This window comes from Methylorubrum salsuginis (assembly GCF_900114375.1).
GTDB lineage: Bacteria > Pseudomonadota > Alphaproteobacteria > Rhizobiales > Beijerinckiaceae > Methylobacterium > Methylobacterium salsuginis.
The window spans coordinates 470,822-484,047 of the sequence record NZ_FOSV01000001.1 but is presented as its reverse complement, the minus strand read 5'-3'; the positions used below and the strand labels follow the sequence as shown (position 1 = coordinate 484,047).

The window sequence follows — 13,226 nt, the reverse complement described above, 5'->3', positions numbered from 1 at the left end:
AGACGCCATCCGGGATGGCGCGCGAAGCCGCGCTGGCGTGCGGTGCATCGTGAGACGGACGCAACGTCCATCCGCCCGACCATCTCAGAGGTCTTTATCCTGCCTCGCCCGAAGACGGGCAGACGCGCCGTCAGACCTCTCCGGATAAGAGTGCCTCACAAAACGCCCGTTCACAGCCGGTGCTCTCTGCGGGCGCGACGGCGCAGCGGGAGTTTTGTGCGAGACGCTAGCCGGGGGCCGGGGGAGGGAACCCTACGGATCTGAGACCGGGCTGGATCCGAAAGCCCCGTCGGCCCGCAGGCTTCGACGGAAGCCCCTCAGGCCCGCCGCGCCACGGCGCGGACCGGCGGCTCGGCGAGCGCCACCAGCGGACGGCCGACCTCGATCGACTGGCGCTCGCGGGCGATGAAGGCGGTGGGCATCTCGGCCTGCATCTCGGCCTCGACCCCGCGCAGCTGCGCGTCGGAATGGCAGGGATGGAGGTGGATGATGGCGAGCGCCTTGGCGCGGGCGGCCTTGGCCAGTTCCACGCCCTTCTGCCAGGTCGAGTGCCCCCAGCCGCAGCAGCGCGAATACTCGTTCTCGGTGAACATGCCGTCGTAGACGATCAGGTCGGCGCCCTCGACGAAGCGGAGAAGCGCCGGATCGGGCCAGTGGGCGCCGTGCTCGATGTCGCTGATCACGCAGAGCCGCTTGCCGGCGTGGTCGAAGCGGAAGCCCGTCGAGCCCTGCGGATGGTCGAGCAGGATCGTATCGACCCGCGAGCCGTCGGAAAAGTGCAGCGGCTCGCCCGCCCGGAAGCCGTGATGGCGGAAGGTGCAGGGCAGGATGTCGAGGGTGACGGGAAAGAGCGGCGGCGAAAAAAGCCGGTCGAGCGCACCCTGCGCGCTCTCACCGTCGAGATTGCCGCAATAGGTGTGGATCGTGCGCTCCGCGTCGAGCACCGCGGGCTTGAAGAAGGGCAGACCGGCGCTGTGATCGAGATGGAGATGGCTGAACAGGAGGTCGATCTCTTTGGGCAGCGCGTCGCCGCAGCCGCGGCCGAAGGCGCCGAGGCCGGAGCCGGCATCGATCACGAACAGGCGCTCGCCGCAGCGGACTTCCAGACACGGCGTGTTGCCGCCGAACTCGGCCGTCTCCGGGCCGCTCGTGGGCGTCGAACCGCGTACGCCCCAGAACCGGAGGGTGAGGGCGTCGTCCTTGGCCGGACTCGTCAGGGTCATGGGTCGCTACCGTTGCCCGGGCGGATCGCCCCGAGCCTTCCACAGTGACAGCGCCGCCGCACGCATCCGCTTGACGATCCGCGGCGGTCCTTCGGCCCTTCGTTTGGCCGGAGTGTACCGCGTTGAGATGGGCGGCGGCCATGCGGGTGCGTGTGCGAGCCCGCACACGGCGTTTTGATCTGTGTAAAGTCAGCGCTGCGCCACGATCTCGACCGAGGATTGCGGGACGGCGAAGGCGGGCGGGGCGGTTTCCCCGTCGAGGGCGAGGCGCAGGAGCGTCGGCAGGGTCTCGCTGTAACGGGCCGCGGCGGCGAAGCGGGGCGCCGGGCCGCCCTCGTACGGCGCCCGGTAGGCGGCGCGGTGAGGATAGAACGGCGTGCCCGGGCCGATCACCGCGGCCCACAGGCTCTCGGGCATGGCGGCGGGCGGGGCCGGCTTCCGGCGGGCGGCGATCAGCACGACCTCCTGGCCGGCATAGGCCAAGGCCTCGGGCCGGCTGATGTCGCCGACCGGGAACCCCTGGCTGATGCGGTGGGCCCAGAAGGCGTGCTGGCCGCCGTCGGAATAGGTGGTGCGCACGGCCGCCGCCCCCTCCTCGACGAGGCCGGCGATGCGCTCGCTCTCGCTGCGGTGCAGGGCCTGCGCGGCGGCCTCCTTGTCCGGATCCTTCAGCGGCGCGAAGCTGTAGCGCCCGGCCGTCACGCCGACGACCGGCTCCTCGCCGGTGGCCTCGAACCGGTCGGAGCCCTCCTTCAGCTGGCGCCAGAAACCGATGTTCGGGTCGGTGCGGTGGCGGGCCATGTTGGCCGCCGTCATGCGGAACGGGAAGGCCTGGAACTGGAACGCCGTCTGCCCCCCGGCGAAGGCCTCGCGGGCGAGGGCGAACAATTCGCCCGCCACCTGATCGGTCATGGCGAAGCACCCCATCGACGAGCAGATGCCGTGGACCATGATCGCCGAGCCGGTGGCGCCGTGGGCCCGGTCGTAGGCGTTGGGGTAGCCGATGTCGAAGGAGAGGTAGTAGCGCGAGTTGGGGTTCATCTGGCTTTTGGCCACGGTGTAGAACCCCTCGGGCACCTGCCGGTCGCCGTTCCTGGTCTTGGGTCCGAGTTGGCCCGACCAGCGGCAGATCGGGTAGGTCTTGATCGGCACGTAGCGCCCGGAACGGTCGCGCTTCCACAGCTCGATCTCGGATTCGCGCTTGTAGGCCCGCAGCAGGATCGGCGCCGCCGGGGTCGTGCCCTTGGCCGCCATCTTGGCGAGGGTGTCGGCGGGGATCGGCTGGCTCGCCTTGTCGGCGCGGGTCGGGACGCCGATGGCGAGCAGGGCCAACGGCGCCAGAACGAGTGCCAGCAGGAAGCGGCGGAACGGGCGCGTCAGGGCAGCGGGCGCGTCGGGGAGGAGCATGCACCGTCTCGATCGAGACCGGCACGGATAGGCCGGCGCCGCCCGCGGCGGCACGACGGCGTGGTCTGCCCATGGTTTGAGGCGGATTTGCGGGGGCCGAGACGGCCCGCGAGACTCAATGCGCGGATTCGGGCAGCCGCAGGCCGTCGATGCCCGTCACGGTGTTGCGCTCGACCCGGATCACCGCGTCGAACGGGGCCTGACGGCGCAGGGTCGCCTCGTCGGGCAGGCAGACGATCAGGCCGCCGCCCGCGCGGACGGCGCGCAGGCGGGCGATGCGGGCCGTGACCTCGTCGGGCTTGCGCTCGTCGAGCGCCAGGCCGACCACGAGGAGGTCGGGGCGGCGCACGAGGCAGCGCACGAACTCGATCGCCACGCGCTCGCGCGGGCCGATGGCGCCCTCTCCCAGCACCGCGCGCTGGCCCGGCGCCGCCCCCGCGGTGCCGGCGGCGATGCGGGTGGCGAGCCCCAGCCGATAGACGGTGGGCTCCAGCCCCTGTTCGGCCAGCACCCGGCGCACCAGGGCCCGCACCCGCGCCTCGGCGCCGGCCTCGCCTTGGGTGATGCGGCCGAACAGCAGGTTCTCCTCCAGGCTCGCGGCGGCGGTGAGCCGGGTGGGATCGTAGAACTCGACCTTCTCGCGATAACGCGGGGGCAACAGCGCCGCGAAGCTGTGGCGGGCGGCGACCAGGCGCTCTTCGAGGCCCGCGTCGATCAGGCCGAAGCGGTGGCGGGTCTCGTTGTAGCGCAGCGCCAGCCCGATCAGCCGCTCGCGGTCGCGCTGCCCGGCCGCCCCGCGGCGGAAGCTGCGCACGTCCGGCTGGCGGGCGACGAGATCCTCGAAATAGCCCCGCTCCTCCGCCGGGAACAGCGAGAAGGTCTCGAACAAGGGATGGTCGTCGGGGAGGTCGGAAAAGATCTCGACGGTGGAGCGGGCGACCTGCAGCCCGACATCGACGAGCGTCCGGGTCAGGTCCTCGGCCTCCAGCACGGCGCGCAGGTAGGGGTGGGCGGCGAGCCGCGCGGGCGAGAAGGCCGGGCCGACCGCCTCGCCGAACAGCAGGTTCTCGCCCAGATCGGCCTGATGGTTGTAGCGGGCGGGGTCGAACGGCTCGACCAGCCGATCCATGCCCTCGGCGGTGAGCGCCTCGCGCACGGCCCGGCGGGCGGCGACCACGGCGTGCGCGCTCGCCGGGTCGTCCTCCGGGTCGATCGAGGCCTCCAGGCCCCGCTCGTAGACGAAGGCGTCGAGCCCCGTCAGCTTGAGGATGGCGATGCGCTCGGCGAGGCCGGAGGCCTCGCGGTCGCCGCTGCGGGCGCCGTAGAGCAGGTTCTGGCGCAGCGTCCCCTCGATCAGGATCGCCTCGCCGCCGGCCAGCGCCATGCGCCGGGCCCGCTCGGCGGGATCGAAGGCGCGCAGCGGCGTGCCGCCGAAGGTGAGCGTTCCCGCGGTCGGATCGATCTGGCCGGCGAGCAGGGCGGCCAGCGCCCGGACGCCGCTCCCGCGCGGACCGACGATGGCGATGTGGGCCGGCATCGGCAGGGTGAGGTCGACGCCGGTGAGCCGCTCGCCGCTCACCGGATCGTAGGCGCCCACGCCCCGGGCCGACAGCAGCCCGGCGGCGGGGAACGGCACGAAGTCCCGCGCCGCGCCGGCGGGCCTGGGCTCCAGCGCCTCGACGATCGCGGCGATGTCGCGAAACAGCGGGGCGACGGCCCGGCGCTCGGTCCACAGCCGCAGGCAGGCCGAGACGAGGAGCGCGGCGATGCCGAAGGCGCCGGCCGCCGCAGCGAGCGCGCCGGGGAGCACGTTGTCGGCTTCCGTGGCCGCCTCGCCCTGCCACAGGGCGGTGGCGATGAGGAGCGCGGGCAGGATCACCACGAGCGCCAGCGCCGGGGCGCGGGCATAGGCGAGGCGGGCTTCCGCCCGCACCAGGGCCGAGCGGGCGGCCCGGGCGCGAAGCCCCAGGCGGCGGCGCTCGAACGCCGCCGCGCCGTGGGCGCGCACCGCGGGCATCCGGCGGATCAGGTCACGCAAGCCGCTTTCCGTGGCGGCGGTGTCGTCGCGGCGCAGGCGTCCGCGGGCGGCGGCGCGGCCGAGGAGGAGCACGCGGGCGAGCCCCGTGGCGGCGAGGAGCAGGCCGACCACCGGGACGAGGCGCGGGGCGGCGAGTTCGGCCATCACCAGCGCCAGCAGGATCGCCGCGACCGCCAGCCCCGGAAGGACGATGCCGACGGCCGAGACCATCCCCATCCGGGCGAGCGCCCGGCCGACGAGGGCCGGCAGCGCCCGCAGGTCTTCCCGCGCTCCCGGCGGCGAGGCCAGGATGGCCTCCCGCGCCCGCGTCCGCAGCCGGGCGGTCGCCCGCGCCTGGGCGGAGAAGCACAGCAGCGCCACGATGCCGCCGAGGGCCGCGAGCGCCAGGGCGGCGACGCTGAGCGCGGAGAGCGCCATCAGCGGCAATTCGGACGGCGGCAGGCTCCAGCCGGCGAACAGCACCGGCGCCTCGTTCAGGTGATGGCCCGGAAGCGGCAGGGCGATGCGCAGGAACGGCAGCGCGTCGGGGCTCGACCGGGTGAGCACGGCGATGAGGTCGCGCAGGCAGACCAGCACGAACAGGGCGAGCGGGCTCCCGAGGCCGACCGCGAGCCCGAGCGCCGCCGCGTGGCGCCGCGGCGTCGAGGCCCAGGCGAACAGGATCGGGTCACGCTGCATCGGCACCCCACTCGGCGCCCCGATCCGCACTCCCTGGGGCGAGGCCGTTCACGACGTTTCGAGAGAGCATCGGCGGCTCGCGCGCGGGCTTTGTCGGGAGGGGAGGGCGAAGGCGAGGCCCCGCCCTCTTCGCATGGATCGGCTGCGGCGCAAGCCCGGTGCGCCCGACGGCCCCATTGCAATCGGCCAGGGTGGTTGCTCTTTGAGGTGCGCCGGGACACATCCCGCGGCGGGCCGCGGGCCCGATTCCGCTCCGCTCGTCGTCATCCATTCAGAATGAAGAGGTCCGGTCCGGCGGTCATGACGCGGCGTCCGCCCTTTCCTCCCACCGGCTCGGGTCTCGCCCCCTCGGGGCCAGAGCGGGCCCAGGAGCGCCTGCGCGGGGCGCCGGTCGTGTCGCCCTCCGTCACCGTGGCGGGGATCGGCGCGGCGGCCGCCCGCGCGGTGCTGGCGCCCGCAGGCGGCGCCCGGCGGATCGCGCAGGTCGCGCTGCCGATCGGCGGGCTCGGCTGGCTCGCGCTCGGCCCGGCGCAAGCGCCGTCCGGCGCGGCCGGGTTCGGCTGGTGGGCGGGGCTCGCATCCGGCTGCCTGACGATCTCCGGGCTCCTGCTGCTCGCCCGCGTCGATTGGCGCTGCGGCATCGGCCGGCTCGCCCAGACCGCCGCGCTGGCGGCCTGCCTCGTCGCGCTGCTCCATCCCGCCCCCGGCGACCGGGCCGCGCTGATCGCGCTCACGGTCTGCGCGCTGGGCCTGTGGGCGGCGGCGCTCGTGCCCGATCTCGCCGACCTGCGCGACCGGCCGGCGACGGGCCGAGCCTGGCGGGCGCGGCTCTATCGCCGCGCCGCCGCGCGCTGGCAGGGCACCGCCCGGCAATGGCTCGCCTGGGAGCGCGCCTGCCGGGCGCTGGCGCTCGCCGGCCTGCTCGCGGCCTTCGCCCTCCAGACCGACCTCGCCCTGACGCTCGCGGCGCTCAGCGACCGCTCCGACACCCTGCTGCCGGTCGCCCTCGCGGTCGGCGCCGTACTGTCCGGGGCGGGGCTGATCGCGGCGCTCGCCGCCGCCCTGCGGCGCGAGCCCGGCTTCGACGGCTTCGTCACCGGGCGCCATCTCGACATTCTCGGGCGCCTGATCCTGGCGCTCGGCCTCGCCGGGCTCTACTGCCACGTCACCGAAGCCGTGGTGGCGGGCCTCTACGGCGCCCCGCCCGAGCGGGCGGCCCTCACCGAGCGGCTCATGGGCGCCGGGGCGCCGGCCTTCTGGACGCTGATGGGGGTCGGCCTCCTGCCGACGCAGGCGCTGTGGGCCGGCGCGGCGCGGCGCAGCCCGGTGACGCTCGGCCTCGTCGGCACCCTCGCCGCGCTGGGCGCGGGGGCCGGCCACGTGCTGCTCGTGCCGGCCTCCGGCGCGGGCTACGCGACCGCCCTGCTCGCCGAACTGGCCGGGCCCGGCGCCCTGTTCGGACTGGCGCTGATCGCCGCCTTCCGCCTCGTGCCCGCGATCTCGGTGGCCGAGATGCGCGGGCTCGCCCTCCTGCACAACCGAAGACCCGTCGCCCTGCCCGTTCCCCCGCCCACGGAACCCGCCGCCCCGCCGCCCCGGGCGGGGCTCGCCGCCGCCTTCGCCTCGGAGGCCGGTCTGGTCGAGGCCCTGCGCGGTCTCGGAACCCACGAGGCTCTCCCCCTCGAGGCCCACGGCCCCGCGCCGATGCCCGAGGCCGCCGCCGCGCTCCGGCGGGAGGAGCGGACGGTGCGGGAGGCCGCGCTGATCGCCGCCGCGCTCGCGGGGCTCGGCTTCCTCGCCGTCCAGGCCGCCGAGGCGGCGCGGGCGCCCGGCGGCCTCGCGGGGATGTCCGCCCTCGCTTGGGCGCGGCTGGCGATCCCGACGCTGGCCGCCGCGGCGACGGGGGCCGCCCTCGGGGCCGGGGCCGCCCTGGCCCGGCACCTGCGCCGGCCCGCCGCCGCGCCCCCGCCGGACTGGCGCGAGGTCTTCGTCCTCACGCTCACTCCCGGCGCCGAGAACCCCTCCGCCGCCTCGCTGGCCCGGCGCCTCGCCGCCCTGCCGGACAAGGCCGGGCGGCCGCTGGCGCTGCGCCGGGCGGAGACCGCCCCATGAGCGTCGACGAGCGCGGCGCCGCCGCCCGCAAGGCGCTGGGCGCCAAGACGGCCAGCGGCTATTTCCTCGATCCGGCCCGGCGCCCGCTCGCCGCCTTCCTCGCCGGCGGCGCCTGCCTCGCCCTGGCCCTCTGGCTCCACGGGCCGGCGCGGTTCGCCCCGTCCTATCTCGCAGCCTGGACCTGCCTGCTCGCCCTGCCGGCCGGGGCGCTGCCCGTCGCCATCATGATCGAGCGGGCCGATGCGTGGCGGCCGCAACCCGAGACCGCCCTGCTCGAGACCCTGCGCGGTCTGCTCGCCCTGATGCCGGTGGCAGCGCTGCTGGCCCTGCCGATCCCGTTCCTCGCCCCGCGGCTCTATCCCTGGACGCAGGCGCCGGCACCTGACACGGCGTTCGCCGCCCTGTGGTTCTCGGGCGCCGGCTTCGCGGTTCGGCTCCTCCTCTATTTCGTCCTCTGGATCGGCCTCGCGCTTCTCTTCGCCCGGCGCGGCGGCGAGCCCTGGGGCAAGGCCGGGCGGATCGACGACGGGCGGGCGGTGCTGGGGCTCGGCGTCCACACCGTGGTCGGGACGCTCGCCGCCTGCGACCTCGTGATGGCGGTGGACGGGCGCTTCCACGCCGCCGCCTTCGGGCTCCTTGCCATGGCGGCGTGGTCGAGCCTCGCGCTTGCCGCCGCGATCCTGATCGCTCCGCCGGATATCGGCCCGGCCCGGCGGCGCCACGACCGGATGACGCCGCTCGCCGTGCTGCTCCTCGTCTCGGCGGGCCTGCACGCGGTGCAGTTCCTGATGCTCGGATCCGACCCCGCGGCGGCTTCGTGGTACGGCGCCCGCGGGGGCCCTGCGGGGCGGGGCCTCGTGCTCGCCTCCGGCGCCCTCGTGGCGCTCGCCGCCGCGCTCACCCTGCGGCCGGGCGAGAACCGCACCCGGTTCGTCGCCGCCTTCGTGGTGGCGGCCCAGCTGGCCGAGATGGCGTGGTTCGTCACCCCCTCCTTCGTCGGCAGCTTCCGCATCCGCTTCTCGGACGTGCTGGCGCTGGCGGGCGTGGCCGGGCTCGCCGCCGGCCTCGCCCCGCCGCTGCGGCGCCTGCTCCCGGGGCTCGCCGCCCCCCCCGCCTGGCCCGGCCGCGAGGCCGCCGCGCGCTTCATCGAGCGGCGGTGAGCGGCTTTTCCCGCGCAAAAACCCTCCCTTTTCGCGTCCGGCGCTCTAAAGTCGCCTCCCGTCAGGCCTGCCTTCGCGCCGGGAATGCCGCGCCGAGACTGTCGCGCCAAGAACAAGAGACGATCCGAGACCCATGTGCGAATTGCTCGGAATGAGCGCGAACGTGCCGACGGACATCCGCTTCTCGTTCGCCGCCCTCGCGCGGCGGGGCGGCGAGACCGGGCCCCACGCCGACGGCTGGGGCATCACCTTCTACGAGGGGCGCGGCTGCCGCGCGTTCCACGATCCGGAGCCCAGCGCCCGCTCCGAACTCGCCAAGCTCCTGCGCCGCTATCCGATCAAGAGCCGGATCGTCGTCGCCCATGTGCGCAAGGCCAATCGCGGCCGGGTCAGCCTGGAGAACACCCACCCGTTCTCCCGCGAATTGTGGGGCCGGCGCTGGACCTTCGCCCATAACGGGCAGCTCAAGGGCGTGAAGCGGTTGCCGCTCGGCGGCTTCGAGCCGATCGGCACCACCGACAGCGAATACGCCTTCTGCTGGATGCTGTCGCAATTGCAGGCGCGCTTCCCCAAGGCGCCGCGCCCGGCGCGGCTCGAATCCGTGATCGCCGAACTCGCCCGCGCGCTTTCGGAGCTCGGCGTGTTCAACATGCTCCTGTCCGACAGCCGCACCCTCTACGCCCATTGCGGCAAGCGCCTGTGCTACCTCACCCGCCGCGCGCCCTTCGGCACCGCGACCCTGATCGACGAGGATTGGCGGGTCGATTTCGCGCAGGAGACCACCGAGACCGACATCGTCACCGTGATCGCCACCCGCGCGCTCACCCGCGACGAGACCTGGACCGAGCTCTCGCGCGGCGACACCCTGGTGCTGACCGACGGCGACGTGCGGGTGATCGGGGGCTGACGCTTCCCCCACCGTCATTCCGGGCCCCCGCCCGAAACATCCCCAGTTCGACGACGCTCCGATCAAGGTTCCGCGAGCCGGCGGCGCGCCCATCACTGGCCTGCGTCGCGCCCCGTCCGATTTGCCGCATCCTCGGGTCGTCGGCGTGGGGCCATCTCTTCTCATGGGTGTGGCTTTCACGCCCCAGACTGCGCAAGCGCGGCCGTATTCGCCCGCCGCAGGGTGCGCCGGAGCGTCCGATGCGCTACAACTATGTTAAGCCACGCTCGGACCTGCGACCGCCGCCCGAGACCCACGCCGTTTCAGTGATCGTCAGAGCCCGATGCACAACGACACCGACGCCACCCTGGATCGCCCCGCGATGACCGACGGCCGGCCCAAGCTCTCCGATTCCATCCGCACGCATCTCGGCGACCACCTGCGCACCGTCTACGAGACGCTGGGCGCGGGCGAGGACACGCCCTCCCGCTTCTCCGACCTGATCGGCAAGCTCGAAGCCGCCCTCAAGGCGCAGGGCGAGCGGGTGGACCCCGAGTTCCGCAACGGCCTGCTCGCCGCGGTGCCGAGCTTGCGCGCCTTCGCCCTGTCGCTGACCTCGAACCCGGCCCGCTCCGACGACCTCGTTCAGGACACCCTGCTCAAAGGCTGGCAGCACCGCGCCCGGTTCCAGCCCGGCACCAACCTCAATGCGTGGCTCTTCACGATCCTGCGCAACATCTTCTACTCGGACCACCGCAAGCGCGTGCGCGAGGTCGAGGATCAGGACGGCTCCTACGCCGCCCGCCTCGCCACCGCCCCGCACCAGGGCGACCGGCTCGACGTGGAGGATCTCCAGACGGCGCTCGCCAAGCTGCCGCCGGACCAGCGCGAGGCCCTGGTGCTGGTCGGCGCCGAGGGCGTCTCCTACGAGGAGGCCGCGACCATCATGGGCTGCAAGGTCGGCACGGTGAAGAGCCGCGTCAGCCGCGCCCGCGGGCGCTTGGCGGAGCTTCTGGGCTACGACGAGGAGGACCTCTCCTCCGACCGCTTCATCCAGTCGGCGATGCCGGACGCCTGACCGGCGGGCTCTACCCCGACCGTTTTTCCGAACGAGAAGAGGCCGCCCCAGGGGGCGGCCTCTTCTCGTTCGGGCTCACCCGGCGGCTGCCCCCGAACGGGCTCCGGGCCTAGCCTCTTCACATGGCCGTGGTCGCCCGATCCCCCTCCTCGCGCCCGATCCGGCTGTGGCGGCGGCTCCAGGCGAAATAGATGACGAGGCCGATGGCGAGCCAGATGATCAGGCGCAGCCAGGTCTCGCCGTCCAGCGAGACCATCATGGCCGCGCAGGAGACCACGCCGAGGATCGGCACCAGCGGCACCAGCGGGGTGCGGTAGGCGCGGGGCGCATCGGGCTGGGTCCGGCGCAGGATCACGACGCCGATGCAGACCAGGATGAAGGCCAGCAGCGTGCCGATGCTGGTCATGTGGCCGAGCTGGCTGATCGGCAGGAAGCCGCCCAGCGCACTGGTGAACACCATGAAGAACAGGTTCGAGCGGTAGGGCGTCTTCCATTTCGGATGGATCGCCGAGAAGAAGCCCGGCAGCAGGCGATCCTGGCTCATGGTGTAGAACACCCGGCTCTGGCCGAGCAGCAGCACGAGGATCACGGTCGAGAAGCCGCAGATCACGCCGAAGGTGACGAGGCCCTTGAGCCACGGGAACGGCGTCTGGGCGATGGCCGTGTTCACCGGCGCCGCGTCGCCCTTCATGGCGTCGTAGTGGACGAGGCCGGTCAGCACGCCCGCGAAGGCGATGTAGAGGATCGTGCAGATGAACAGCGAGCCGAGGATGCCGATCATCATGTTGCGCTGGGGGTTCTTGGCCTCCTGCGCCGCGGTCGAGACCGCGTCGAACCCGACATAGGCGAAGAACACGACGCCGGCGGCCCGCATCACGCCGCTCCAGCCGTACTCGCCGAAGGTGCCGGTGTTGGGCGGCAGGAAGGGGTCGTAGTTCTGCGCCTTGATGTAGAACAGGCCGACCCCGATCACGATCAGCACGACGGCGATCTTGACGAGCACCACCGCGCCGTTGACGCGGGCGGATTCGCGGATGCCGACCATCAGGAGGGCCGAGGCCGCCACGATGATGAAGATCGCAGGTAAATTGACGAGGCCGTGGGCCATGGTGCCGTCGGCGAGCTGGTAGGTCTCGAACGGCGAATGGACGAGCGAGCCGGGCAGGGTCACCCCGAGCGTGTCCTGAAGGAAGCGGGTGACGTAGCGCGACCAGCTCACCGAGACGGTGGCAGCGCCCACCGCGTATTCGAGCACGAGGTCCCAGCCGATGATCCAGGCGATGAACTCGCCCATGGTGGCGTAGGCATAGGTATAGGCCGAGCCCGCCACCGGGATCATGCCGGCGAGTTCCGAGTAGCACATGCCGGCGAACGCGCAGCCGATCGCCGCGATGGCGAAGGAGATGACGACGGCCGGGCCGGCATGCTCGGCAGCCGCGATGCCGGTGAGGGAGAACAGGCCGGCCCCGATCACCGCGCCGATGCCGAGCCCGATCAGGCTCCAGGGCCCGAGATGCCGCTCCAGCTTGTTGTCGCCGGCCTCCGCATCGGCGTTGAGACGCTCCAGCGTCTTGATCCGAAACAGGTCGCTCGCCAAACCTGACGCCATGTCGGTCCGCCACTCCCGCTGGAGGAAACCTTTGCCTTGAACCGATCTGGGTCGCTCGCAACCTAGATCAATCCCGAAAGCGCCATCCGGGCAACGGATTGGCTCGACGCCGACATGCAGGAGACGAGCCGGCAGGCGAGGGCAGGGCGACGCGACGGAGCGCAGGGCGATGAACGTTCTCGTGATCGGCGGCACGCGCTTCATCGGCGCGCACGCGGTGCGCCACCTCCACGAGGCCGGCGCCGCCGTCACCGTGCTGCATCGGGGAACGAGCGCGAATCCGATCCTGCCCGCGGTCGCGCATGTCACCGATCCGGGCGCCGCCTATCCGGTCACCGCCTTCCCCGAAGCGGTTCGGCGGGATTGGGATGTCGTGGTGCATATGGTGGCGATGGGGGCCGCGGACGCGGAGGCCGCGGTTCGGTGCTTTTCCGGCCGGGCCGGGCGGCTCGTGCTGGTGTCGAGTTGCGACGTCTACCGGGCCTATGGCCGGCTGACGAGGTCCGAGCCGGGGCCATCGGAGCCCGTGCCGCTGACGGAAGAGGCGCCCCTGCGCTCGGTCCTCCGTCCCTATCGAGGCATGGAGGCGCAGATCGGGGCCTACGCTCACGATTACGAGAAGATCCTGGCCGAGCGCGCCGTGCAGGCGGCGACCGATCTCGACTGGACGATCCTGCGCCTCGCCAAGGTCTACGGGCCCGAGGACAACGCGGAGCTGGCCACCGTCACCGGCTTTTCCGCCGTGCCGCATTGGCGTTGGACCCACGGCCATGTCCGGAACGTGTCCGCCGCGATCGCGACGGCCGCGCGGCACGCATCCGCCCGCAACGCGGTCTTCAACGTCGGCGAGGCGCACACGCCGACCATGGGCGAGCGGCTGGCCCGTCTGCCGGCCCGCAGCGGCGATCCTCCCACGCCGCCGCCCTTCGACTACGCGCAAGATCTCGTCCTCGACACGTCGAAGATCCGGCGCCGGGTCGGCCACAGGGATCTCGTGGACGAGCGCGCCGCCATGAGCGGCCTCGTGACCTAGAG

At 73.2% G+C, this 13,226-nt stretch carries 9 protein-coding genes; 5 read left to right on the top strand and 4 right to left on the bottom strand.

The window, feature by feature from the left end; translation table 11 throughout:
• Positions 1–317: 317 nt before the first annotated feature.
• The 3 genes from BM140_RS02215 to BM140_RS02205 form a co-directional block, all read right to left on the bottom strand.
• Entirely contained in the window at positions 318–1,223 is a 906-nt protein-coding gene (locus BM140_RS02215) for an MBL fold metallo-hydrolase (protein WP_091941479.1), read from the bottom strand.
• A gap of 189 nt (positions 1,224–1,412) precedes the next feature.
• Complete coding sequence (locus BM140_RS02210; protein ID WP_091941477.1) at positions 1,413–2,630, bottom strand: L,D-transpeptidase family protein; 1,218 nt, start codon at positions 2,628–2,630, stop codon at positions 1,413–1,415.
• Between the two features lie 115 nt (positions 2,631–2,745).
• Complete coding sequence (locus BM140_RS02205; protein ID WP_091941475.1) at positions 2,746–5,346, bottom strand: ABC transporter ATP-binding protein/permease; 2,601 nt, start codon at positions 5,344–5,346, stop codon at positions 2,746–2,748.
• A gap of 300 nt (positions 5,347–5,646) precedes the next feature.
• On the opposite strand from BM140_RS02205, the gene BM140_RS02200 reads away from it, so the two are divergent.
• The 4 genes from BM140_RS02200 (at position 5,647) to BM140_RS02185 (ending at position 10,582) form a co-directional block, all read left to right on the top strand.
• On the top strand, positions 5,647–7,458 hold the full coding sequence (locus BM140_RS02200; protein ID WP_244535253.1) for a DUF3341 domain-containing protein: 1,812 nt from the start codon (positions 5,647–5,649) through the stop codon (positions 7,456–7,458).
• Positions 7,455–8,618 carry a hypothetical protein gene (locus BM140_RS02195; protein ID WP_091941473.1) on the top strand — a complete coding sequence of 388 codons (1,164 nt, stop codon included), beginning with the start codon at positions 7,455–7,457 and terminating at the stop codon, positions 8,616–8,618. The genes BM140_RS02200 and BM140_RS02195 overlap by 4 nt, the downstream gene beginning before the upstream one ends.
• 133 nt (positions 8,619–8,751) lie before the next feature.
• Positions 8,752–9,525, top strand: coding sequence for a class II glutamine amidotransferase (locus tag BM140_RS02190; RefSeq protein WP_091941471.1), 774 nt, complete (start codon positions 8,752–8,754; stop codon positions 9,523–9,525).
• Between the two features lie 322 nt (positions 9,526–9,847).
• Positions 9,848–10,582, top strand: coding sequence for a sigma-70 family RNA polymerase sigma factor (locus BM140_RS02185; protein ID WP_091941469.1), 735 nt, complete (start codon positions 9,848–9,850; stop codon positions 10,580–10,582).
• Between the two features lie 118 nt (positions 10,583–10,700).
• Here the strand turns inward: BM140_RS02185 and BM140_RS02180 are convergent, their stop codons facing one another.
• Positions 10,701–12,191 (bottom strand): amino acid permease, encoded by a 1,491-nt coding sequence (locus BM140_RS02180; protein WP_091941467.1) that lies wholly within the window; start codon positions 12,189–12,191, stop codon positions 10,701–10,703.
• 169 nt (positions 12,192–12,360) lie between these two features.
• Here BM140_RS02180 and BM140_RS02175 point away from each other — a divergent pair, with 169 nt between their 5' ends.
• Complete coding sequence (locus BM140_RS02175) at positions 12,361–13,224, top strand: NAD-dependent epimerase/dehydratase family protein (RefSeq protein WP_091941465.1); 864 nt, start codon at positions 12,361–12,363, stop codon at positions 13,222–13,224.
• Positions 13,225–13,226 lie beyond the last annotated feature (2 nt).